Consider the following 22009-nt stretch of genomic DNA (forward strand, 5'->3'; position numbering starts at 1 on the left):
TCACCTATGTCGCACTGCGAGCAGCGTGATGTCGTCGTAAATCTTCTGCGATCCGATGAAGAGCATTAATGTCGCTACAATTCCGGAAACGACTTTCTCAGCGCTCTGGTCCTTCAGGCGCAGTGCTTCGCGGCACAGACGTTCGATGCCAAACAGTTCTCCCGCGTCGTTTTCGGCTTCTGTTACGCCGTCCGTATGCAGGAGTATGAGGTCGCCCGCCTCGAAGGCTATTTCACGGGTTTTAATGAACGCTGAAATATCGGCTTCCAGCCCGATCGGTATGCCCAGATCCATGGTGTCTATGCGCTCGACCTTTCCGTTCGCCCGCACCACGACAACTTCCTCGTGTTGTCCCGACAGGATCATCTCTTTTCCGTCGTAGTCAAGAAACGCCAGAGTGAGATGCTTGTCGATTTTAGTTCTCACGATATTTTTAAACAGGGCGCTGTTCAGGTCTGTGAGAAATTTGACTGCGTCGGTGTTTCCGGCTTCCTGCAAGGCGCGGGCGACGGACTGAACCATCAGCATCAACACACCGCTTTCGAGCCCGTGTCCGGTGACGTCGCCGATGCCAATCTTCAATCGGCTTCCGTTTTTCAATACGTCGTAGTAGTCGCCGCCGACTTCCTCCGCCGGTCTCATATAGGCTGCGATCTCGAGGGCCTGAAATTCCTCAAGCTCCTGGTGCAGCGGAAGAACCATGAGCTGGATTCTCTCGGCGACGGCGAGCTCTGTTCCGAGACGTCGATTTTCTCGCTGGAGCTGTGCGTTCAGGGTGGAAATCTCTTCCTTTGCATCTTCGATTTGAGCTGTTCGCTCTTCGACGAGCTGCTCGAGATTTTCGGTGTGATAGCTGATCTGCTCAGCCATCCGGTTGAATGCTTCCCCAGCCTCGCCGACCTCATCCTTGCTTGTTATGGCCACCCTGACCGAATAATCCTTCGCTTGGATCCGTTTGGCGGCATCTGCAAGTGCGCTGATTCCGCCCGTTATTCGTTTCGAAACCGCAAATACCGCGATTGCCACAATAAGCAGCGACATTAAGATCGCTAGAATTTGGTAGAGCACGATCCGGTTGGTAGCTTCTGAAATCTTGGCCTGGGCCGCATAGAGGGAGGCCTGGATTTCTCGTTCAGGCACAACCACTCCAAGAGACATCGCCTCTTGCCGAACCGGGCCGCTGGACCAGAGATTGGTCGCGGGGAGTTTCTTGACGATAACGATATAGGGGACCTCGTTACCCTCCTGCTGCAACAACAAATGTTGGATGCCCAGTTCGCGATCAAGGGCCAGTTTTGCTATCGCAGGCTGGGAGCTTCCCTTTAGGGAGCGCTCCAGGCCGGTCAAGGCGCTGGCTCCGCTCGCATCGCTCGCAGAACGCAGACCGAGGGTTTTTTCTCCTGTGCTGTTGATCGCCACAACGTTTCCGTCGGACATTGCGAGAAATCCAAAGCCGGACTGGGCCACTTTCACATTCTCAACAATCTGCGCGAGTTGCTCGAGTGTGATGTCCGCGCCAGCCGTCCCGGCGACATCCTGTCGGTCGGCTGTCCACAATGGATGAAAGAAACTGACGATCAGCTTTCCGGTAATGGCATCGGTATATGGAGCGGTCTGCGTGATATCGTCGGCGACCGGCCGCGTTTTCGCGTCCTTGGCCCAGCTCTGCCAGGACTCGTAAAGCCCGGGGAAAAAGAAGTCCCAGAAATCGGCTTCGTTGTGCCCCGAATAAAGGCGATCGAAGGTCTGAGCCTGGTCGGTGTAAGGCGCCGTCCTGAAGATTGGCCGTTCTTTCGGTCCGATGTAGTACATCTGCAGCTTGGAAGCGCCGTGCTGCAGCAGGCTCGGCGCAACGATGTCGAGAACCGCGCTCGTCTCTAGATCGCGCTGGATGTCGGGTTTCGGCCGATGGTCAGGTCCGAGCAAGTAACCCCAGACGCTCACAACCGAAGCGGAGCCGGGCAGGTTCTGAGACCATTTTCCCTTCTCGTCGTAGACAAGGCTGACGCTGCCAGGCGATGTGCGCGCGATCGCCGCGCCGACATCGGAATTACGCTCGGGATCGTCGATCTGCGCCTGGAGCACACCTGCCAAGGTGCCGACGTCGCTATGAACCTGCCGCAGGAGCAAACTCACCTGGGCTGCGGTGGAATCGGCATATGTGCGGATGTATTCCTGGCTTGCCGCTTCAAGACCCTGCCCGACTTCGAGGGTTGCGTCGCGCGACAGCCTCTGAACGTTCCAAAGTGCCAGCCCGCCGCTGACCAGCAAGTCAAAGAGAACAGCTCCACCGACGACCAAGATGAATTTCGCCCGAAATGAGCCTAGTCTTGCCGGTCTTTTCGACGAGTTTTCGTTCATCACAGCGGCTTCCGACCAGAAGCTGCCCAGATCGGCCAGCCTGCATAACCCTTGGGGTGAAGAGCAGCAAAGACATGATCTTTGAATCCCTGCCGGAACCTGCGAATGAAATCCAATGAGTCGCCCCGTCGAACGGCCATCTCACCCGCATAGACATTTTCCCAAGCTTCGATGATGTCTGCGAAGTCCTGGGGATCCCCGTCCAGGTTGGTGACCATAAAGGAATCGACCTTGATACTATCGAACCCCGCGTCGGCGAGGAGATGGCGGCTTTTCGGCCCCATCTCGACATCCATGTCGAAGTGGCTGAACAGTTTGGCGACTTCCTCGTAAGTCCATCTTATCGTTTCAGCATGTGGTTCGCCCAGACAATGCGAATTTTTTTCGTTCGTGATGTAGACACGGCCGCCAGGCTTGCAGATGCGGTAGAGCTCCCGCAGCAGCATCTCGGGACGGTTGAAGATCTGCAGCGAATGTCGGCAGGTCACAAAGTCAAATTGATTGTCTCGCAGCAGCATTTGGGAGGCGTCACCATAGGTGTACTCGATTCCCTGCAGGCCGAAGTCGGCCGCGACCCTGCGAGCATATTCGAGGCTGCGCACGGAATGATCCAGCGCGACAAGGCGCGCCGGTTTAAATTCCCTCTGAACCAAGGCCGCGAAATCACCAATTCCGCAACAGATATCCGCGATGACAAGACCGCTGCGCAGGCCGTGGCGAGGCAACAGTTCCCGTTCGTGCCTCCATGTCATTTTCGTCTGGGTGCGCAGAATGGGAATGAAAGTCTCATCCTCGACAAAGCTTTGGCCCGGATAAAATGCCGAATCGTAGACTTCAACCGACAGGCTTGATTGTGATGCCGCCAGGGACTCGAACAACGAGGTCGACCATGCCACGACGCTCGACGTGATGATGACGATCTTCCGGTCAGGCCTCGCCCGGCAACTTGCCGCGAGGACATCGGCCAGGGCGACGAAGGCAGTCATGTTGATGTGCGTCAGACGTTTGACATTGAGGTAAACGACCCCGCTGTATTTTTCCAAACTTTGCTGCACCAGCTTGAGGGCATCGGCGATCTCAACGGCGCATTCAGGCCGCATCTTGCCAGACAGCAACAGCTCCTGATTTGTCGGATCAAAATGAACAGTGAAGGGAAGGGGAAGCAGGCTCATTGGAAGTCCTCGGTCGAGGGGAAATCCGCAATGATTTGTATCCCTTGTTCGCCGTCTTTCTCAATTCGGATCGTGGCGCGGAATATTGCTGCCAAATCACTGAGCAAAACCGTCCCGTCGGGCTTCATCACCAAGTAACCAGAGCCGGCGCCGGGGACAAGTTGGCGTTCGCTTGAGCCTGCATTGGCGTGCTTGCGGCCAAATGCTTCCTGGCCGGGAAACGCAATTCTCAGCCGATTGAATGTCGCGCTCCGATAGAGACCGAAACTTATCCTTCCTGGCTCGCTCGTTGAACGGAAAGCAAGTTCAATGAGCTCGTTCGTCGCGACGGAAAGAAAATTGGAATATCGAGCGGGATCGCTGTGACCTTGGCCGAGAATGTCTGAGAGATATTCCGTAATCCTGTCGCAAAACTGCCATCGGGATTTGAACATCGCAACGTTCAGTTCCAGCGATACCATCGGCGCAAATGCATGGTCATCGAAGCTAGCTGCTTCCTGTTCCAATACAACCTCCCTTCTTTTGCCTGCGGCGTCAGATCGATGCATGCGGTAGCTAAAGGCACGGCGAAAATCGGTTGTTCACCGTGGTAGCGCGGGGCTTACGGATGTTTCCGCGCGGGTGATGAACTCGCCAATCGCCTGGACCGGAAGCGGCCTGCTAATCAAATAGCCTTGAAGTCTGTCGCAGCCCACACTGCGCAACCATTCCGCCTGACCCGGCGTCTCTACCCCTTCGGCTGTCACCTGCATGTCGAGGTCATGGGCGAGGTTGACGATGCAGCGGACGATTGCCTGGCCTTTCAGATCGCTTTCGAGGTCGGTGATGAAATATTTGTCGATTTTGATCGTGTCGAAAGGAAATGTCTTCAGATAGCTGAGCGAAGAATACTCGGTCCCAAAATCATCAAGCGAGATTCGTATCCCTAGCACGTTGAGCGTATTCAGTGTGTCGATATTGTTGACGGTCCGCTCAAGGAGCACGCTTTCGGTTATCTCAAGCTCCAGACGGTCGGGCGGCAACCCGATCAAGTCTAGCGTTTGGGAGACCCGATCAGTGAGGCCGCTTGTCAGGAATTCAGCCGCGGACAAATTGACCGCGACGATGTAGTTCTGCGGCCATTTCATTGCCTCGCGACATGCCTGCTCCAAAACCCATGCACCTATTTCCGGCATCATTCCATCGGCCTCGGCCATCGGAATAAATGCCGTTGGCGGAATTTTTCCAAGGAGAGGGTGGTTCCATCTGAGCAAGGCTTCGAAGCCGACAATGCAGCCGCCCTCGGCGATGGGTTGGTACTCGACAGAGAATTGTTGTTGGACCAGGGCCATGCGAAGGCTGCGGCGCAGCAGTTCGCGTTGTTCCAGCAACTCAAGCATTGAGGGATCAAACGGTCTTGCGCGCCCCCGCCCGTCCTTCTTCGCGGCGTAGAGTGCGACGTCGGACGCCTTCATCAGCTGCTCCGGACTTGTACCGTCCGGTGGAGCAGCAGATATGCCGATGCTGGCACCGACAAATAGCGCGATGCCATCTATCGTGAAGGGCTTTTTGAATGCATCAACCAAAGCTTCTGCTAGCTGGTGTCCTTTGGCGGGATGTCCGGGGCCTCTTGATATGACGGTAAATTCGTCACCCGCCAGTCGATAGGCTCTGTCGTCGCTGGTAAGGCACTCTTGAATGCGGCTTGCAGCGAGCTGAAGGAGCTTGTCGCCGGCCGGATGCCCGAGCGTGTCGTTAACGGGTTTGAAATCGTCAAGATCGAGTTGCATCAGGGACAGAGTCTCGTTCGAGCCTGCGGTCTCCCGTAACAACACAGCGAGGTCCTCGCCGAACTGGCGTCGGTTCGGCAATCCAGTGAGCGGGTCGTGGGTGGCCAGATGCAAAAGGGTTGCGCGCTCATCGTCGGCAGATTCCTCGGACCGAACCACGGCAAACAGATCTCCGATCCGATAGATCGTCAGTCCGTGCGACGCTGGGGTGCCAAGATCCCCCGATATTTGCAAAGGCTGGGCACTGTCACCCAATGAACGGAGGGCGAGTGTAATCGCCGATTTGTCCAATTCTGGGAAATGCTCCCAAAACGACGCTGCAGGTTTGACAGAAGCAGGCAGCTCATTGCCCAGCAAATTCTCGACGGGATTGAAATCGCGGTCAAAGAACAAAAGCCGGTCGATCGAGCTCGAAGTTTTTGCCTCTGTTTGTCCGAGGGCCGAGCGGGCCGCACGAATTTTCTGCATCTCCGAGGCCCTCCCTAGTCGCTTGTCATAACCAGATATCGTAGCAAATCAGCTCCCACACAACTTGTGCACGCCAAGATTTACATTAGGCATTTCTGATTAACAATCCCCAACTCGGCCCAACTCGCGCTCGGATAGGCTTATGCCACGTCTTTATTACCGCGACCCAATTTCATCCATCGTTTCAACGCCGACCCTGCGATGAGCTGCGGGCACGGGATCTCACGCGGGGGATCCGCACTCCGTCATGAACCAGTCGATAAAGCGGCGCACCGGCTTTTTCGTCCAGCTGTTCGATATGACGTAATAGCCCTGGTTCTCTGCTGTCGCGATGTCGGAAAGCACCAGCAGGTCGTCGCGCTCGATCTCGCGGCGGAACACCTCGACGGGGCAGAGCGCCACGCCATGGCCGGCGATCACGGCCGTCGCCAGCATGTTGAAATCCTGGAATATCGGGCCTCGAAGCGGCTCCGGTGCTTTCTTGCCGGCCTTGCGGAACCATTCCTTCCAGCCGTCGACGGATTCGTCGTGCAGCAGATCGGCGCCGGCGAACGACACGTCGTCGATCGTCCAGTTGCGTTTGGCAAGGTAATGGCGGCTGGCGACAGGCTGATTGCGGCGCGAGAAGAGCAGGCGGCTTTCCCTGCCGCCGCTCAGATCCTCGCCCATGGTGATCAGCACGTCCAGGCTCTCGTCGTCGAAGCGTTCTTCGGCGCGCGCATAGACGATCCTGACGTCGAGATCGGGGGCGCTGTCCTGGAAGGAGGGCAGGGCAGGGACGAGCCAGCGCGATGCGATCGAGGGAATGCAGCCGACGGTGACGGTGCGCATGTCGTGATCGCGCCGCATATTGCCTGTCGCATGCGCAATCGCCGCCAGCGATCCTGACACGGCGCGGTAATATTCGCCGCCGGCTGCGGTCAGCGCAACGCCGCGGCCAGACTTCTGCAAGAGCTTGCGGCCGAGCCAGGTTTCCAGATGCTTGATCTGATGGCTGATCGCGGCATGGGTAACGTGCAGCTCGTCGCCCGCTTTCGAAAGGCTCATCAGGCGGGCGGTGGCTTCAAAAGCGCGCAAAGCGTTCAACGGCGGCAACTGCATTTGTAAAATTTCCTCACAGATGACGCAGAAATCATCAATTGAAAACGCCAGCTATTTCAATAGCTAATTCTGGTGGGCGATGAAAATGAATCATCGCCTTATCTTCAATAATTTATCAGGAGAATCGGCGATGTTCGTCAGAAATCTGAAGGAGGTGGAGCTCACCGAGCGTTTCGTCGACTGGGGCAACGGCACGAGCCACCGCTTGCTAACCAAAGACGACGGCATGGGTTTTACGGTGTGCCATACCGTCGTTCGCGCCAATAGCGAAGCCCTTCTTCAGTACCGCAATCATCTGGAGGCCTGCTATTGCATCAATGGCGAGGGCGAAGTGGAGGATATGGACGGCAATGTCTTTCCGATCCGCGCCGGTGATATCTATGTGCTCGACAAGCACGACCGCCATTATCTGCGCGGCGGCAAGGATCAGGATCTCGTTCTCGTCAGCATCTTCAACCCGCCGCTGACGGGCACCGAACGGCACGACCTGAACAACAAGAGCGGGTCGCAATACTGAACCAGAGCATGATGCCGAAAAGTGTGAGCGGTTTTCGGACGACATCATGCTCTCACTATAATGTAGAACAGGATGATATTAGGCCGACCCGGCCTAATATCATCCTGTTCTAGCCGATCATTTCGTCGACTTCCGAGGTGGAAAGCAGAGCCCGACAAATGGCGGGCCCTGCTTCCGGCGCGAACGACAAGACATCCGCGGCCTGTTCGTGGCGACTTAAGTGCCGCGCGCAGCCTATTGCTGCGGCTGCTGTTGTTGCTGGCCCGGCGGCGGTGTGCCGATCTTTTCCAGAACCTTCTTGGCCAGAGCCGGGTCGCTCTGCGCCGCCGTCAGGATCGACGAGTATTCTTCGACGGAAATGTCGGGAGAGGCTTGGACGGTATCGACCATCTGCTTCTTGGCCTCCTCCTGCAGCTGTTGCTTGGCAGCCTCGTCCTTGGTCGCGCCGATCTTGGCCGAATATTCCTGTCTCACCTTGTCGACCTGCAGATAGGCAACGGCGAAGGCCTCGATTTTCTGATCGCTGACGGGGGCCGTCGCACCGTTGCCGCCGGGCTGTCCCTGCATCGGTGTCTGGCCTTGCGCCGGCGGCTGCTGTTGCGCCTGGGCCATGTCGACAGCGGATGCCGGGCTGAAAGCAAGCAGACTGAAGACTGCCGCGCTCAATGCTGCGACAGATGTGTAACGAGTGATCATATTCATTCCTCTTCAAGTGCATGATTTGATTGGCAGCAAGACCGCCTCGGTCGATCGCTCAGCCACTCAAGGGCCGGGCGAGGTCGCGACGATGGAACCTTTAAGAGGGCACGGTGCGGCGGTAAGGGGGCGATTTGCTGACGATTGAGCGGCGGCTTTGTGACCTCCGACCTTTTGGCACCTGCGGAAAATTGCAGTCACTGCCGCTGTGATGCCCGGGCCTTCGCGGCGTTCATCGCTGATCTGGATGCAGGAATGCCGCTAGGAAGGTGGCGACGGCCGCCTCGGCGTGGCGGTAAATCTCCTGCTTTGTCGGAATGGCCGCATCGCCCAGCATCATGACCCGGTTGACGGGATCGGCCATCACCAGCCAGTTGAACTGTGATGCGGCCACCGTTGGATCGGAGAACTGCAGCAGTTTCTTGCCAGCCAACTGTTCGAAGGCGCTGCCCATGACCTCGAGCGCTCGTGCGGGGCCGCGCGCGTAAAGCAGCTTGGCGAGTTCCGGGAAGCGTTGCGCCTCCGCAATCACAAGCCGGCGCAACTGCATAAGCCCCGGCGTCAGAACGATGGTGAGCTGGCGGACAGCGTAGTCAAGGAGATAGGCTTCCAGCTGAGTGCGGTTTTCTACCTGGGGGAGGCCGGTGTGAACGGCGGTATCTGCCTCTCCCATCATCTGGGTGAGCACCGCGACGAACAGCGCCTCCTTGCTGGAGAAGTATTTGTAGACCGTCTGCTTGGACACGCCGGACCGGCTGGCGATCTCGTCCATGCTGGCTCCGGCATAACCGGTGCTCAGAAAGACTTCGGCCGCGGCACCGACGATCGCTGCCTGTTTACGCTCCGAACGAGTGCCGGCCTGCCCAAGGGCCAGGTCGGCTTCCATACCCGGTATCAACATTCTCGATCTCCGCTCCAACCCTGCTTGACATGATCAAACTGAACCGTCTAGTTTTTAAAACGGAACCAAACGGTCTAGTTTGATTTTGTAACTTCCACGGATCTCACCAGCGAGCGATGTCATGAAGAACAAGACAACCCATCTGACGTGTGCCTGCGGAACTTTTCACCTCGATGTGCGCGGCGCACCCATCATTAGTGCGGAATGTCACTGCAAGAGCTGCAGTGACGCGGCCGGAAGGCTGGAGACGCTTCCGGTGCCGGCGGCGATCCGGACGATCCATGGCAGTACGCGCTATGTGCTCTATCGCAAGGATCGGGTCAGGCTTTTGGCCGGAACCGAAAATCTGCGGGAATTCCGCCTCGGACCTAACGCGTCAACGCGGCGCGTCCTGGCGTCCTGCTGCAACACGCCCATTTTTCTGGAGTTCAAGGGTGGCCACTGGCTTAGCCTCTACGGCAATCTCTGGAAGCAGGACGAGCTTCCACCTCTCCAATTGCGCACGATGACCCAGAATGCGCCCGATCGCGCGAGTGTGCCTGATGACGTGCCTTCCGGCACACTGGCGACGGCCGGCTTCTATGGCAGACTTCTCACCGCGTGGATTGCGATGGGCTTCAAAGTCCCCGACATCGCCATCAAAGGAGCTATCGATGCCCGATGACGAAAAAATCCTCATTGAAAGCATAACCTCGCCGCACCACACGGAGCGGGTCAACAAGGCGAAATACATGGCAATGCGCCACGCTCTGTTGGCCGCACTGCCCGAGCAGGCACCCGGACTGACCGTGGCAGAGGCAAACATCGCCATCCTGCCGCATCTCTCCGAGGTCGAATTCCCGGGCGGCGCCAAGGCCGGATGGTGGTTGAAGGCCGTTCAGCTGGATCTGGAGGCCAAGCGCATCATCCAGCGCGGGCCGGGAACGCCGGTCAGGCTTTTCAAATGCCCCTGAGTTAAAGCAATTCTAGCAAACACCGCGCGGGAGAGCTTGTTTCGCAGCGCGGCCGCTCTATGTCCTTTCCCGTTTCAGCATGAGATTGCAGGCAGTATTTCACCGTAAATCCGGGTGCCGACGGCGTTGTCCGCCGGCCGGCTTGAAGGAGCTGAGCAATGAAAATTCTCATGGTTCTCACATCGCATGATCAGTTGGGAAACACCGGCAAGAAGACGGGCTTCTGGCTCGAGGAGCTCGCCGCCCCTTACTTCGTTTTTCGTGGCGCCGGGGTCGAGATCACGCTCGCTTCGCCGAAGGGCGGCCAGCCTCCGCTCGATCCGAAGAGCAACGAGCCAGCATTCCAGACGGAAGACACGCGACGGTTCGAGCGGGACCAGGCGGCAACGGCTGCGCTCGCCAACACCCTGAGGCTGTCCGACATCAAGCAGGCGGACTATGACAGCGTGTTCTTCCCCGGTGGGCACGGCCCACTTTGGGACCTGACAAACGACCGCAATGCGCTGTCGCTCATCGAGGATATGCTCGCGGCGGGAAAACCTGTGGCGCTCGTTTGCCACGCACCGGGAATCCTGACGAATGTGAAGGCGCCGGATGGAGGCCCTATCGCCAAGGGCCGGGCCGTCACGGGGTTCACCGATTCCGAAGAGGAGGCCATGCACCTGGTCGAGGTCGTTCCCTACCTGCTCGAGGACGTGCTGAAAGAGCAGGGCGCAAAGTTTTCGAAGACGGCGGATTGGGGCGTGCATGTCGTCCAGGATGGCCTGCTGATCACCGGCCAAAATCCGGCCTCGTCAAAACAGGGCGCCCGGGCGCTGCTTGATGCCTTGAGAAAGCAGGCCGCGGCCTAAGCGCTTCAGCCCTTGGGCACGATTGCTGCCCGCGGAGATCTCCTCATTCGGCTTGTGCCAACCCCGGCCGCAGGCGCGTCTCGACGACGTCTGCACACGACGGCGAGGCAGAGCCAATCGCAAACGTTCGAACACGGGATGGGAGGCCGTGAGATGACCAGGAAATATACGGGGCAATGCGCCTGCGGCGCAGTGAGATTTGCCTTCGACACGGACCCGAACTTTGTCGCCAACTGCCATTGCCTGGACTGCAAGAGGGCGACGGGCGGCGAGGCCGCCACGTTCTTCGCAGTGCCGCAGGAAGATTTCACCGTGATCAACGGCAGACCGAAGGCTTTTCATTACATCGCCGATTCAGGCAAGGGGCTCGACCGCAACTTTTGCCCCGATTGCGGCGCCCGATTGTTCAGCAGCAACCTGGAGAGCTTCCCGGGCCTCGTCTTCGTGACACTCGGCAGCCTGGACCGGCCCGAACTGATCAAGCCAGGCGTCGAGATGTTCATCAAGCGCCGGCTGGCCTGGGCAAGGCCGCTCGATCTTCCGCAGTTCGACGGTATGCCCGGTTGAGCTGCGATAGCCCTAAAGCGCGTCGCAATCTTTCAGATTCGCTCCTTGCGCTTTAGGTCTTTGTTTGGACGCATATCGTTGTCGCAAAAACCCAGCACACTTTTGCGCCACATGCTTTGACCAATTTTTCTTGAAGAAAAGTTCGATCCGGTGTCGGATCGGCCAAGTCTCACCCGTCCTAGGTTCGTCCATTCCGTTCATTCAAAAGGATCACGACCATGCCGAGTACCATACGCCTGCACCGCGTTCTGGCGACCAGCCCGGAGAAAGTCTATCGCGCATTCCTGGAGACCGACGCGCTTGCCAAGTGGCTTCCGCCGAACGGCTTCCTCTGCACCGTGCATCATTCTGAGCCGGTCGTCGGCGGCACGTTCAGAATGTCCTTCCGCAACTTCACGACGGGCAATAGCCACGCCTTCGGCGGCGAATATCTCGAGCTCGTCCCCGGCGAACGTCTGCGCTACACCGACAGGTTCGACGACCCCAACCTGCCCGGCGAAATGGAAGTTACCGTGACGCTGAAGAAGGTTTCGGTCGGCACCGAGGTGGATATCGTGCAGGCAGGCGTGCCTGACGTCATTCCGCCCGAGGCTTGCTATCTCGGCTGGCAGGAGTCGCTGCGAAACCTCGCCAAGGTCGTCGAACCCGACATCCAGGAATAGCAAAGATCGCGCCGGATCGCGACGATCCGGCTGAGATCATCTGATACCGCGGTTGGCCAGGGCGTTGCGGGCGGCCGTAGCGCCCCAATCGTCGGAAAGATCCTGCCCTTCGATTTCTGCTTCGGCGATCGGCGTAGCCCGGATCAGCGGTACGGAGCCGAAAGGCAGGCCGTCGATCCGGCCTGTGTCGCGGCTGAGCGTGATGCGGGTCATCGGGCGGTAATCCTCGGTCAGCCGGCAAAACAGGATGGCGCCGCATTTCTCGACATCACGGGCGACGCGATAGCCGTCTGCCACGAGGTCGCCGATGTTGATCAACAGGTTAGCCCAGTTTTCGATCCAGGCCGCATCCAGTGTCGCGGCGTCGAATTCCATGAAAAGCTCGCATTCGACGCCGTTCTCCGGCTCGGATATGCCGGCCCAAGGGGTCGACAGCCCGTCGGTGGCAAGTGTCAGCCTTTCCGGCGCATGGATGGCGAGGATGCGGCGATGCGGGCCGAACCATTTCGTCTGGGCGTGAATGTTGGCCGTTCCGCGCTCGACGGCAAAATCCTCCTGCACTGTGCCGCGGCTCTGCCAGAAGACGCGCCGGGCAGCGGCGGCGGTTTCGTAAATCGGGTCGTCGGGCCCTCGCGGGACGATCGTCCGGTCATATGCGGTTTCGAGCGTGATCTCTCCCCGCATGAAGGGAAACTTCGGCTTCTTCCAGCGGATCAGCACTTTATTGAAGCGGGGCATCCCTGATTCCCCGAGCTTTTCAACGACATCGGAGATGATATCGAGCGGATGCCTGGAGGCCTCCGGGACATAGTTTCCCTCGGCATCGCGGTAGGCGCCCGTCCGGGAGGAGTGCCCCGCCTGCATCGTGGTGGCGGTCCAATCGCCGCTGACCGCCCCCGCCGGCGCCTTGCCGAGAGCCGGGGCAAGTTCCCGGATCGCATCGTCAATCGAATAGGATGCCACGTCGCCCCCCTTCACCCAAAGATCCGTATCCCCAGCGGCCGGTCGGCCGCGAGCAGAAGCTAGCGCGGAGGCGTCGCCGATCAATAGCTAGGGGGCGTACGTCGCGAGCAGGGAGGCGCCCAGATCCCTGGGCGCAGGAGAATTCTTCACGTAGGTGAGGTGAGGCCTGCGGCGCTATTTGCTTCCGTCGTTCGACCGCGCCTTGGCGCTATCGTTGTTGGTCGACGAGGCGGTTTTTCCGTCCGGTTGCTGCCCGAAATATGTGCCGCCGAGGTGACCGCCAGCGCTGGTGTTCCTCACCTGCCGTTCGGCGCGTTTCTGAAGTTCTCGAGCGTTGGTCTTGCTCATTTTTCGGCTCCATGTTTGAGGTGGACCTCTGATCAACCGATGGCGGACGACACGGTTCCATATTTTTGCGGAGGGCGGTGTCCCTTGCGTCGGCGGCGGGTTTGGTGGCAACGCGTCCCGCTTCGCTGCCGCTCACCCGATGAAAATATTCGAACGCGGTCAATGCCGTGGTCACCTTCCTCGCCGTTTGCTGCGCCACGCTCGCCTCGCAACGATAGAGCTGCTTGCCGGGAACACTTCCTGACCTTTTCGGTTTTCCCTTTTCAATAAGGAGAAACGAAGATGGGCATGACGACACCCAGGGACGGCGCTCCCGGCACCACGGATCAGTCTCCCCGCTGGGAGGGGCCGAAGGCAAACAAGCCGCGTGGCTACCTGAAGGCTAAGGACGATCCGGATCGCGACCGCGACGCGCATGGCGAAAACAACCGCGATCCCGAGACGAAGAATATTAGCGACGCACTGAAGCAGAAGGGCGATTGACATGGCCAACCCTGAGAATGACGCGGCCGGCCAGTTCGCCAAATCCCAGGCCGACCGAAAAAGCAGTGGCGTCGCCAGCGCCAAACCGACCGTGATCACCGGCTCCGAGGATGCGACGGTGAACAAGAACCCCGGCAAGAAAAAGCCCGAGAAGGATTGGGACATCAACTATGACCCGGCCGATATGAACGAGGGGCGCTCGCGCTAAAGGCCGGGTCGTTACAATGCCATCGCTTGAGAATGTCTGTTGCGCGAGTGGACGTCCATTCAAAGGCGTTTCAAGGGACTTGAAGTGGCCCTGCAATCGAGGCCGATGCTACCCGCCGAAATAGGCCGGATGGTCAATATCGGCCAGGAGGCCGGGCTGCTGCGGCTGCCAGCCGAGCAGCGCGCGGGTGTGCGCGCTCGAAGTGGGCACGTCGAAGCCGGCGAACATGGCGAACCAACCGAAATGCTCGGCCGCTTCTTCCCGTGAGAGCGAGACGGCGGGCACATCGAGCCGCCGGCCGATTACCTCGGCGATCTGCCTGAAGGCAACTCCCTCTTCCGCGACTGCCAGGAAAGGGCCGCCGACGGCGCCGCGCTCGAGCGCCAGCCGATAGACGCGGGCGGCATCGAGCCGGTGCACGGCCGGCCAGCGGTTCTGCCCTTCGCCGATATAGGCCGAGACGCCCTTGCGCCTAGCCAGATCGATCAGGATCGGCACGAAGCCGTGATCCCCATGGCCATGCACTGAGGGCGGGAGCCGGACGGTGGAGGCGCGCACGCCGCGGGCGACAAGCGATACCGCGGTGATTTCGGAGGCGCGAGGGTAGGTCTCCGACGTCGGCATGGGCGGATCCTTCTCGGTGCCGACACGGCCGGGGGCAAAGCCGAGGCCAGCCGTGACCAGCAGCGGCCGGCCAGAGCCTTGGAGGGCTTCGCCGAGCGCCTCGATGGCGCGCCGGTCGGCGGCGCAGTTTTCGGCGAATTTCGAGAAATCGTGGTTGAAAGCCGTGTGGATCACGGCGTCCGCCTCAGCCGCACCGCTTTTCAGGCTTTCCAGATCGTCGAGCGTACCGCGGTGGACTGCGGCGCCGGCGGCAGCCAGTTGATCCGCTCCCTTGTCCGAGCGGGTGAGGCCCAACACCTTGTGCCCGGCGGCGATCAGCTCCGCGACGACGGCCGAGCCGACCCAGCCGGTGGCTCCAGTGACGAATACGCGCATCTTATATCTCCAGTTTTTGCCGGAGACACATATCGGCCCTGTCTTTATCATGGTAAAGTAGTGATATTATCATGGTATAAAGGCTAACAGGATGGGTGAATTCGTCACCTCGGATAACCGGCTCGGCGCCTATCTGAAGGGTCGCCGCGTCAGGCTTGATCCCGCCGCCCTCGGCTTTGCGGGGGAGAGGCGGCGAACGCCGGGTCTGCGGCGTGAGGAGGTGGCAAGCCGCGCCAATATCAGCCCGACCTGGTACACCTGGCTGGAGCAGGGGCGCGGCGGGGCGCCGTCTGCCGACGTGCTCGACCGGATCTCGCGCGCGCTGATGCTGACCGATGTCGAGCGCGAACATCTCTTCCTCATCGGCCTCGGCCGGCCGCCCGAGGTGCGCTACCACAGGCAAGAGGGCGTGACGCCGAGGTTGCAGGGCGTGCTCGATGCGCTCGACCCGAGCCCGGCGCTGATCCGCAACGCCATCTGGGACGTGATTGCCTGGAACAGGGCGGCGACTGTGCTTCTAACCGATTACAGCGCGCTGCCGCCGGAAGAGCGCAACGTGTTGCGCTTCATCTTCCTCGATCCGCGCGTACGCGCCGCCCAGTACGACTGGGAAAGTGTCGCCCGCTTCGTCGTCGCCGCTTTCCGCGTGGATGCGGCCCGCGCGGGTGCCGCAGCCGAGGTCGAGCCCCTCGTCGACGAACTCTGCCGCAAGAGCCCCGAATTCCTGGCGATGTGGCGCGACAACGACGTGCGCACCCACGGCGAGGGCGCCAAGCACATCAAACATCCCATCCTCGGCCCACTCGCTTTCGAATATTCCGCCTTCCAGGTGGATGGCCGGCCGGATCTCAGCATGGTGGTGTACAATCCGGCGACGGCGGAGGATGCGGCGAAGATCAAGGGGTTGGTGGGGTGAGGTGCGTCACCATCATTCGTACGCGCTTTGAATAAGCAGAATGGAGTCTGGCATGCCAAGAGCCGCCGTTGAAGACAATGAGCACATAAGCCTGATCGATAGACGGCTTGGCATGAACAGCCCATCGCAAACATCACGATCGCAAATCCTACGATCTCGCGACAATGGTGGCCGCATCAAAAGCGGTCAGCGGTCGTGCAGCGGCGCGCCGATTGCGCCCCCTATTTGACGACTTTCACTTCGGCCACGCCCTCTACGATGCTGCCGCGCTCTTCGGGAGTCCTGAGAATGAACTTGTCACTGCCGACGTAGCCTGGGTGCGATGTGTAATAGACAGCAACGCCATTCGCTTTGACTTTGTCGCATTTCATCTTCTTGCCGCCTGAATCGACGACAATCGGCTGGTGGATAATCTCGGTGCGCCCATGTTTGGGCTGCTCCACGATATCTACACGAGGATAGCCAATAAACTTGCAGTCGCCATTGAGGTGAGCGTTCTGCAGCACCGACGTCCTTTCGCCGCTGCGTGCCGTCATCCGGTGAGAATCGTGTCTGACATTTGACGTCGTCGTGCAGTTCGAAAGAGAAATCATTGCGACTGCCAATATCGAATATGTAAAAATATTTTTCACTATAAACCCTCAACTTTTGCTTGAACAAACATTGAATTTTTCGGGAAGTCAAGCAGAGTACAGGCTCTGGATTGAGCCTTGTTCCGCTTCCAGCAAATCATTGAGGTGCAGTCTGTGAAAAGACGTATCGCGACGTCTCTCTTGGTGCTTGCAGCCGGCGCCGGCAATGCAAGTGAACTTCCCTTTGCCGCCACCCGGAATGTTCCGGACTACACCGCCTCGATGATCGTTCGGAATATGTCCGGTGAGCCGAAGGAAATGTTGCGTTCGGTCGTTCATCACAAGGGATGGACGCGGGTTGAATCGGTCAATGGCAACCACACTGCCATCTCCTATGGAAATTACTTCGACAACACCGTGTTGCGGACGACCAGGACCGGCAACGAAGACTTTGCCTGGATGAGCATTGAAAAGACCGATCGGAGTCTGGACCTGAGCGTGAAGCAAGCGAAGGAAACCGGGGAGACCGACAACCAGGCTGGTGAAGCCTGCAAATGGTGGCAACTCATCCGCACAAAAGAAGAGATGGCGCCGCTCTGGTTCAGTTGTCTGTCGGCTGACGGCATTGAAGTTTCGCAAAAGGTTCTGTTCCGCGTAGGAAAGCCGATGAGCGACACGCAATTGGTCCGGCTTGATCGAACAGCCGTCGCGGAATCCGAGATATCGCCGCCGAAGAAGCTGTTCGACCCATGGTTCTGGCTGAAGCCGCTGCGGGATTATCCGGAGCCCGAAGCTCTCGTCGACTTTGAAGCCAGAATGGTCGGGGGTTGGTCGGAGGTCAGGATATTGAGGCACTATCCCTGGCGATCCGAAGAGCGTCGCGAAAAGGGCGGAACTCTGAAACTTACGATTTGGAACGAACTCGAAAACCAGGGAATCTCAATCATATCCTCCAAGGACATGCATGATCTTCACGCTGGCCGTGCGCCGCTTGATCCCAAGCGCCCATACAATACTTTCCAGCTTAAGACAGGCCAGGTTGATTTAAAACGGACTGGTGGCGCGCTTGGAGAAACTTGCGCCTGGTTCAACATGACACCCAACCTTGCCGACGCGGGCAGACAAGAATGCCTGACGCCGGATGGCGTGCCTCTCGAAATCAACATCCTCTCGGGATGGGGGCATGGGGAAAGCTACACCGCCGTCGAGATCAAGCGCCGCCCGGTCGAGCTCAAGGAGATGATCCCGCCGTCGGAATTGACCGATCCGTCATCGTGGGGATTCACCGTCAGCGATTGACGGGAGCAGGCGTCGCCGGCGCCCGCCTCGTCCTTCGGTGCTCCAGCCTTCGGCTTCCGCAAGGATGAGGCTCTCATGAGTGACAAAGCTGTGAAATTCTAAAATACCACTCCTGCTAGAAAATTAATTGACCTGCCGGGTTTCAGCTGCTTTCCTCCCGATAGACCAAGGCGAATGGATCTTGAAGGAGATATCCATGACAGAGCTTGCAAAACCTGTGGCGGTCGATGATGTCAGCAGCGCTTCCGAGAATGACGTGATCTCAGGCAATCTGCTGGATAATGATCTCGCCGGAGGCTCCGGCAACATGTTTCTCAACTTCTTCGACGGCGAGCGGGTGCTTGCCAAGAGGGATGGTGCGATCACCGATATCGAGGGTGAATACGGCACGTTCCACGTTAAGGCAGACGGCTCTTACACCTATACGCTGAACGAGGCGGCCAAGGCGGGCTTCGTTGACGGAATGACGCTGACGGAGACGATCGGCTACAAAATCTCCGACGGCGCCGGCAATACCGATGTCGGCCATTTCACGCTCGACATTCACGGGGTCACGAGCCCGCCGGTCGCGGTCGACGACGCCTTCTCGTTCCGCGAAGGAAGCGAGATGGCCGGCAACGTGCTTGCCAATGATCACGCTGGAGAGGCGGGCACGCTTTTCCTGCGTTCGGTCGAGGGCACGAGCATTCCTGCCGGTCAGGGGCAAGGGCAGACAACCGACGTGGCGGGTGAATTCGGCACCTTCCATTTCGCAGGCGATGGAAGCTTCACCTACGATCTCGATCCGGCCGTCAAGGCGGGCCTCGATGACGGCGAGCATATCACGGAGAAACTCCAATATTACAAGGTCTCCGACGGCGCCGGTCACGCGGATGCCGGCGTGATCACCCTGACCGTCGACGGCGTGACGGACGGGAAGTCGTTGAACACCAATCATGTCGAGGCCCAGGCGGATGTGGTGCGCCCCTTCCTGGACCACTACGAACTCCAGGGGGTCGCGGTCGATCCATTGACCGGCAAATATTATGTCAGCTCCGGCCATGGTTTCCCGGATGATTCCATGGTGAGCATTTACGACAACGCCGCCGCATTTGAAGCCGGCAACGCCAGCGGCGCCATCTCTCTCGGCGACTATGACAAGGGCGAATATGACATCGGCGGAACCTATTTTTCGGTCCGCGGAGGCGAGATCATCGGAAGAACCAACGAGGCGAGAGGCGAGGAGGAGCCTTTCCCCGATCAGACTTATCTCGCAAAGTGGGATGCCGCCGACGGATCGCTCGATCAGAAGGGCGACCCGATTCCCGGCCTTATCGGCAAGAACGGGGCGGGTACGTTCGACTGGGGTGGATACACGGCCGTCAATACGATGCAGGATTCGACCGGCATTTACGTCGTCGGCCGCATCGATGATGCTACCTGGCAGGTCTCCAAGATCGATCCCGACACGCTGAACCCGATCGAGTCCAAGACCTTCGCGGCCGGCGGGCTCGGCTACGGCTTTGCCGTCGACGGCACGTTCTTCTTCGGCGATTCCTCCAGCAGCGAGCATATCGGCACGGCCTTCGACTTCGAAACCGGGGTCAAGACAGCGGTCGACGTCAACATCGCCATACCGGGAGACGACTTGATCACCAACGTGGTCTATGACTCAGCGGCGGATAATCTCTACCTCACCAACAGCGGGACCGACGAAATCTCCGTGGTGCACAATATCTCGGACGTCCTGTTCGCCTAACGCATCGGCCCGCAAATCGGATTCGATTTTCGGAAAGCACGATGCGAGGATTGAAAGAGTTAGAGCGTCCTTTGTGCGTCCGAAGGGGGACGCACGCCGCTCTATTGGGCCTTACCGTTCTAATGCCGACGCCGCCCCGCCCGTGCTCTCACGGCGAGGCGTTTAACGGCGGCGTGAGGCGCGGATGCGAGCAGCGGGCTGCCTTCCAGGCCGGTCGCTACCACTGAGATGCGGAACTTGCCGTCGAGGCTGCGGTCGAGATCGCCCGACGTATGAGTCTTGCCGTTGCGGACAAGGCCGCTCTCCAGCCAGTACGAGGCGTCTCCGGCTGTCCCGGCAGCAAGAGCGGCGGGCCGTGCGGAACATGGATGGCGGCCGACGGCTTCAGCCGGCAGCCTGGACCGGTTTCGGCCGATGGTTTGGAACTATGATCCCGCCGTACTGTTTAACTGGATGGCGCTGAAGCGCCGATAACGGGGATGCCGATTGCCGGCCAACCCGGTAAAGACGATCGGCCTTTCGGTTCGCCTATGGAGGATCACGACATGCAAACGACCCGATCGAAAGAACTGGCGGACGAGTACCTGCGGCTCGGTGGCAAACGGCTGGCCAAGATCGATGACAATATCGTCAAGATCCGCCACTGGGATGATGACACGCCGGAGGCCGAGGCTTTCTGGCAGAAGCACATTGAGCCGCTGGATGACAAGCGCCGCGTAGAGGTCGAAACGCACCTTCCCACGATCAACGACAGGTGATCGCGAATCAACGACCGGTGATCGCGGCGATTTCCCCGGAGCGCAGGACATTGAAGCCCGACAGCGCCGCGCGTCTGAAAAGACGCGGCAGCCTGTCGTGCTCGGATATGTCGCGCCGCTGCGCTTACTGCAGCGTGCGCGTCTGAACCTGCTCGGCGGCGTGAGACGCGGATGCGGGCAGCGGTGCGCCTTCGAGGCCGGTCGCCACCACTGAGACGCGGAACTTGCCGTCGAGGCTGCGGTCGAAGATCGCGCCGACGACGATATCGGCGTCTTCCTGCACTTCGTCACGAATGCGGCTTGCCGCTTCGTCCACTTCGAACAGCGTCATATCCGAACCGCCGGAGATCGAGATCAGTACGCCCCTGGCGCCCCGCATCGAGATATCGTCGAGAAGCGGGTTGGCAATTGCCGCTTCCGCCGCCTTCATCGCGCGGCTTTCACCGGAGGCTTCGCCAGTGCCCATCATCGCACGGCCCATGCCTGACATGACCGACTTCACGTCGGCAAAATCGAGGTTGATCAAGCCTTCCTTGACGATCAGGTCGGTAATGCAGCCGACGCCCGCATAGAGCACGCGGTCGGCCGTCATGAAAGCATCGGCGAACGTCGTTTTTGCATCAGCAATGCGGAAGAGGTTTTGATTGGGAATAACGATGACGGTATCGGCCGCCTGGCGAAGCGCCTCGATGCCGATTTCCGCCATCCGCATGCGGCGGTTGCCTTCGAAGGTAAAGGGCTTGGTGACGACGCCGACCGTCAGGATGCCGGCGGCACGCGCAGCGCGGGCGATGACAGGTGCAGCACCCGTGCCCGTTCCGCCGCCCATGCCGGCGGTGACGAAGCACATGTGCGAGCCGGCCAGGTGATCCATGATCTCATCGAGCGACTCTTCGGCAGCCGCATGGCCGACCTCCGGCAATGAACCGGCGCCGAGACCCTCCGTCACATTCGCGCCAAGCTGGATGCGGCGCGTCGCCTTGGAGGTGGCCAGCACCTGAGCATCCGTGTTCGCAGCGACGAATTCGACGCCCGCCAGCTTTTCCGCGATCATATTGTTGATCGCATTGCCACCACCGCCGCCGACGCCAATGACTGTAATATGCGGCCGTAGTCCCGAAATGCCGCTCTTGGCGTCCGTCATCGCGCTCTCCTTTGATGCTTCGTTCATGCCCACCCTCGTTTGCGGACGGCGAATCGGGCGTCAGGATACGCGAGCAACAAGGCAGAGGCGAGGCGAAAGACGTCTCAGCAGGAGTGGCGATGATCGGCATCGCCTCAGCCATAGGTCGCGAAGAGCAGGTTTGAGCCAGAAGCGGCTGTTGCGATGCGACCAAAAAAGGGACGTCAGTCACCTTTTGCTGCAATGTGATTTTGCGTTAGAAGACGGCGTGCAATTACATCACGACGTCACCAGATTCGCTGCCATTCTCAGGAAGTTAGCACTGTTGCTTATGGCCAACGGTGCTGTCTTTTGGGCGAGCCATGTCGAGACATGTCTGCGGGCTGTCGAAAACTCTGACACCTGGGGATTGCGCCGTTTCAAGGAGATGTTTGGCGGCACGGGTTCTCTGAATGACCTCGTTCTTCAACGCGACGGTAGCCCGCTTCTGCAGGAGAACGATGAACTTCGTGCCCTCCTTGACGAGGCTTGGATTCTGGCGGGCGAGCTTGCCAGAAGGGAGTTATAGCGCTTCGCTTGCGGTT

General features: G+C 59.3%; 25 protein-coding genes. 13 read left to right on the forward strand and 12 right to left on the reverse strand.

Going from position 1 to position 22009, the window contains the following annotated elements; genetic code table 11:
• From A6U98_RS21910 to A6U98_RS21930, 5 genes are all read right to left on the reverse strand, one after another.
• Positions 1-2364 (reverse strand): SpoIIE family protein phosphatase, encoded by a 2364-nt coding sequence (locus A6U98_RS21910; protein WP_064652694.1) that lies wholly within the window; start codon positions 2362-2364, stop codon positions 1-3.
• Positions 2361-3533, reverse strand: coding sequence for a class I SAM-dependent methyltransferase (locus A6U98_RS21915; RefSeq protein WP_064652696.1), 1173 nt, complete (start codon positions 3531-3533; stop codon positions 2361-2363). Before A6U98_RS21915 ends, A6U98_RS21910 begins: the two co-directional genes overlap by 4 nt.
• Positions 3530-4039: a hypothetical protein gene (locus A6U98_RS21920; protein ID WP_064652698.1), complete on the reverse strand. Its 510-nt coding sequence runs from the start codon at positions 4037-4039 to the stop codon at positions 3530-3532. The genes A6U98_RS21915 and A6U98_RS21920 overlap by 4 nt, the downstream gene beginning before the upstream one ends.
• A 75-nt stretch (positions 4040-4114) precedes the next feature.
• Positions 4115-5770, reverse strand: a complete 1656-nt coding sequence (locus tag A6U98_RS21925; protein ID WP_064652699.1) for a bifunctional diguanylate cyclase/phosphodiesterase — start codon at positions 5768-5770, stop codon at positions 4115-4117.
• A 222-nt stretch (positions 5771-5992) separates the two neighbouring features.
• Positions 5993-6871 (reverse strand): LysR substrate-binding domain-containing protein, encoded by an 879-nt coding sequence (locus tag A6U98_RS21930; protein ID WP_064652702.1) that lies wholly within the window; start codon positions 6869-6871, stop codon positions 5993-5995.
• A gap of 130 nt (positions 6872-7001) precedes the next feature.
• Here A6U98_RS21930 and A6U98_RS21935 point away from each other — a divergent pair, with 130 nt between their 5' ends.
• Entirely contained in the window at positions 7002-7388 is a 387-nt protein-coding gene (locus A6U98_RS21935) for an ectoine synthase (protein WP_064652704.1), read from the forward strand.
• A 234-nt stretch (positions 7389-7622) separates the two neighbouring features.
• Here the strand turns inward: A6U98_RS21935 and A6U98_RS21940 are convergent, their stop codons facing one another.
• Both A6U98_RS21940 and A6U98_RS21945 read right to left on the reverse strand, forming a co-directional pair.
• Positions 7623-8090, reverse strand: a complete 468-nt coding sequence (locus tag A6U98_RS21940) for a DUF4168 domain-containing protein (RefSeq protein WP_064652706.1) — start codon at positions 8088-8090, stop codon at positions 7623-7625.
• 226 nt (positions 8091-8316) lie between these two features.
• On the reverse strand, positions 8317-8985 hold the full coding sequence (locus tag A6U98_RS21945; RefSeq protein WP_064652708.1) for a TetR/AcrR family transcriptional regulator: 669 nt from the start codon (positions 8983-8985) through the stop codon (positions 8317-8319).
• Between the two features lie 121 nt (positions 8986-9106).
• On the opposite strand from A6U98_RS21945, the gene A6U98_RS21950 reads away from it, so the two are divergent.
• The 5 genes from A6U98_RS21950 to A6U98_RS21970 all read left to right on the forward strand — a co-directional run bounded on the left by A6U98_RS21950 (position 9107) and on the right by A6U98_RS21970 (position 12018).
• Positions 9107-9649 (forward strand): hypothetical protein, encoded by a 543-nt coding sequence (locus A6U98_RS21950; protein ID WP_064652709.1) that lies wholly within the window; start codon positions 9107-9109, stop codon positions 9647-9649.
• A complete protein-coding gene (locus tag A6U98_RS21955) occupies positions 9639-9938 on the forward strand; it encodes a hypothetical protein (protein ID WP_064652712.1) in 300 nt (99 codons plus the stop codon). The genes A6U98_RS21950 and A6U98_RS21955 overlap by 11 nt, the downstream gene beginning before the upstream one ends.
• 158 nt (positions 9939-10096) lie before the next feature.
• Positions 10097-10789, forward strand: coding sequence for a type 1 glutamine amidotransferase domain-containing protein (locus tag A6U98_RS21960; RefSeq protein WP_064652713.1), 693 nt, complete (start codon positions 10097-10099; stop codon positions 10787-10789).
• 153 nt (positions 10790-10942) lie between these two features.
• Positions 10943-11356, forward strand: coding sequence for a GFA family protein (locus A6U98_RS21965; protein WP_064652715.1), 414 nt, complete (start codon positions 10943-10945; stop codon positions 11354-11356).
• A gap of 218 nt (positions 11357-11574) precedes the next feature.
• Complete coding sequence (locus A6U98_RS21970) at positions 11575-12018, forward strand: SRPBCC family protein (protein ID WP_064652717.1); 444 nt, start codon at positions 11575-11577, stop codon at positions 12016-12018.
• A gap of 36 nt (positions 12019-12054) precedes the next feature.
• Here the strand turns inward: A6U98_RS21970 and A6U98_RS21975 are convergent, their stop codons facing one another.
• Complete coding sequence (locus A6U98_RS21975; protein WP_064653051.1) at positions 12055-12981, reverse strand: hypothetical protein; 927 nt, start codon at positions 12979-12981, stop codon at positions 12055-12057.
• Between the two features lie 174 nt (positions 12982-13155).
• Complete coding sequence (locus tag A6U98_RS37240) at positions 13156-13329, reverse strand: hypothetical protein (protein ID WP_184500556.1); 174 nt, start codon at positions 13327-13329, stop codon at positions 13156-13158.
• Between the two features lie 282 nt (positions 13330-13611).
• On the opposite strand from A6U98_RS37240, the gene A6U98_RS21980 reads away from it, so the two are divergent.
• Positions 13612-13812, forward strand: coding sequence for a hypothetical protein (locus tag A6U98_RS21980; protein ID WP_064652719.1), 201 nt, complete (start codon positions 13612-13614; stop codon positions 13810-13812).
• A gap of 1 nt (position 13813) precedes the next feature.
• Positions 13814-14020, forward strand: coding sequence for a hypothetical protein (locus tag A6U98_RS21985; protein ID WP_064652721.1), 207 nt, complete (start codon positions 13814-13816; stop codon positions 14018-14020).
• Positions 14021-14128: 108 nt separating this feature from the next.
• Here the strand turns inward: A6U98_RS21985 and A6U98_RS21990 are convergent, their stop codons facing one another.
• Complete coding sequence (locus A6U98_RS21990; protein ID WP_064652722.1) at positions 14129-15019, reverse strand: SDR family oxidoreductase; 891 nt, start codon at positions 15017-15019, stop codon at positions 14129-14131.
• Between the two features lie 91 nt (positions 15020-15110).
• Between A6U98_RS21990 and A6U98_RS21995 the strand changes: the two genes are divergently transcribed.
• Complete coding sequence (locus A6U98_RS21995) at positions 15111-15935, forward strand: helix-turn-helix transcriptional regulator (RefSeq protein ID WP_029870477.1); 825 nt, start codon at positions 15111-15113, stop codon at positions 15933-15935.
• A gap of 221 nt (positions 15936-16156) precedes the next feature.
• Here A6U98_RS21995 and A6U98_RS22000 read toward each other — a convergent pair whose 3' ends face one another.
• Entirely contained in the window at positions 16157-16567 is a 411-nt protein-coding gene (locus A6U98_RS22000) for a hypothetical protein (RefSeq protein WP_064652723.1), read from the reverse strand.
• A gap of 78 nt (positions 16568-16645) precedes the next feature.
• Between A6U98_RS22000 and A6U98_RS22005 the strand changes: the two genes are divergently transcribed.
• The 3 genes from A6U98_RS22005 to A6U98_RS22015 all read left to right on the forward strand — a co-directional run bounded on the left by A6U98_RS22005 (position 16646) and on the right by A6U98_RS22015 (position 20302).
• Positions 16646-17806: a hypothetical protein gene (locus A6U98_RS22005; RefSeq protein ID WP_245304550.1), complete on the forward strand. Its 1161-nt coding sequence runs from the start codon at positions 16646-16648 to the stop codon at positions 17804-17806.
• A 196-nt stretch (positions 17807-18002) separates the two neighbouring features.
• Entirely contained in the window at positions 18003-19544 is a 1542-nt protein-coding gene (locus tag A6U98_RS22010) for an Ig-like domain-containing protein (RefSeq protein ID WP_064652725.1), read from the forward strand.
• A gap of 479 nt (positions 19545-20023) precedes the next feature.
• Positions 20024-20302 carry a hypothetical protein gene (locus A6U98_RS22015; RefSeq protein WP_064652727.1) on the forward strand — a complete coding sequence of 93 codons (279 nt, stop codon included), beginning with the start codon at positions 20024-20026 and terminating at the stop codon, positions 20300-20302.
• Between the two features lie 124 nt (positions 20303-20426).
• On the opposite strand, the gene ftsZ is transcribed toward A6U98_RS22015, so the two are convergent.
• A complete protein-coding gene (gene ftsZ / locus A6U98_RS22020; RefSeq protein ID WP_064653055.1) occupies positions 20427-21446 on the reverse strand; it encodes a cell division protein FtsZ in 1020 nt (339 codons plus the stop codon).
• A gap of 160 nt (positions 21447-21606) precedes the next feature.
• Between ftsZ and A6U98_RS22025 the strand changes: the two genes are divergently transcribed.
• The gene (locus tag A6U98_RS22025) at positions 21607-21993 is read left to right on the forward strand and encodes a hypothetical protein (protein ID WP_064652729.1); all 387 of its coding nucleotides are present in this window, start codon (positions 21607-21609) and stop codon (positions 21991-21993) included.
• Positions 21994-22009 lie beyond the last annotated feature (16 nt).

It is taken from the genome of Rhizobium sp. WYCCWR10014, from assembly GCF_001657485.1.
Lineage (GTDB): Bacteria > Pseudomonadota > Alphaproteobacteria > Rhizobiales > Rhizobiaceae > Rhizobium.

Coding starts and splice junctions, on each gene's coding strand:
- A6U98_RS21970 (WP_064652717.1), top strand. CDS start 11,575: ATGCCGAGTACCATACGCCTGCACCGCGTTCTGGCGACCAGCCCGGAG.
- A6U98_RS21940 (WP_064652706.1), bottom strand. CDS start 8,090: ATGAATATGATCACTCGTTACACATCTGTCGCAGCATTGAGCGCGGCA.
- A6U98_RS21925 (WP_064652699.1), bottom strand. CDS start 5,770: ATGCAGAAAATTCGTGCGGCCCGCTCGGCCCTCGGACAAACAGAGGCA.
- A6U98_RS22010 (WP_064652725.1), top strand. CDS start 18,003: ATGACAGAGCTTGCAAAACCTGTGGCGGTCGATGATGTCAGCAGCGCT.
- A6U98_RS21950 (WP_064652709.1), top strand. CDS start 9,107: ATGAAGAACAAGACAACCCATCTGACGTGTGCCTGCGGAACTTTTCAC.
- A6U98_RS21930 (WP_064652702.1), bottom strand. CDS start 6,871: ATGCAGTTGCCGCCGTTGAACGCTTTGCGCGCTTTTGAAGCCACCGCC.
- A6U98_RS21990 (WP_064652722.1), bottom strand. CDS start 15,019: ATGCGCGTATTCGTCACTGGAGCCACCGGCTGGGTCGGCTCGGCCGTC.
- A6U98_RS21935 (WP_064652704.1), top strand. CDS start 7,002: ATGTTCGTCAGAAATCTGAAGGAGGTGGAGCTCACCGAGCGTTTCGTC.
- A6U98_RS37240 (WP_184500556.1), bottom strand. CDS start 13,329: ATGAGCAAGACCAACGCTCGAGAACTTCAGAAACGCGCCGAACGGCAG.
- A6U98_RS21945 (WP_064652708.1), bottom strand. CDS start 8,985: ATGTTGATACCGGGTATGGAAGCCGACCTGGCCCTTGGGCAGGCCGGC.
- ftsZ (WP_064653055.1), bottom strand. CDS start 21,446: ATGACGGACGCCAAGAGCGGCATTTCGGGACTACGGCCGCATATTACA.
- A6U98_RS21980 (WP_064652719.1), top strand. CDS start 13,612: ATGGGCATGACGACACCCAGGGACGGCGCTCCCGGCACCACGGATCAG.
- A6U98_RS21960 (WP_064652713.1), top strand. CDS start 10,097: ATGAAAATTCTCATGGTTCTCACATCGCATGATCAGTTGGGAAACACC.
- A6U98_RS21995 (WP_029870477.1), top strand. CDS start 15,111: ATGGGTGAATTCGTCACCTCGGATAACCGGCTCGGCGCCTATCTGAAG.
- A6U98_RS21985 (WP_064652721.1), top strand. CDS start 13,814: ATGGCCAACCCTGAGAATGACGCGGCCGGCCAGTTCGCCAAATCCCAG.
- A6U98_RS21955 (WP_064652712.1), top strand. CDS start 9,639: ATGCCCGATGACGAAAAAATCCTCATTGAAAGCATAACCTCGCCGCAC.
- A6U98_RS22015 (WP_064652727.1), top strand. CDS start 20,024: ATGCCGATTGCCGGCCAACCCGGTAAAGACGATCGGCCTTTCGGTTCG.
- A6U98_RS21965 (WP_064652715.1), top strand. CDS start 10,943: ATGACCAGGAAATATACGGGGCAATGCGCCTGCGGCGCAGTGAGATTT.
- A6U98_RS21915 (WP_064652696.1), bottom strand. CDS start 3,533: ATGAGCCTGCTTCCCCTTCCCTTCACTGTTCATTTTGATCCGACAAAT.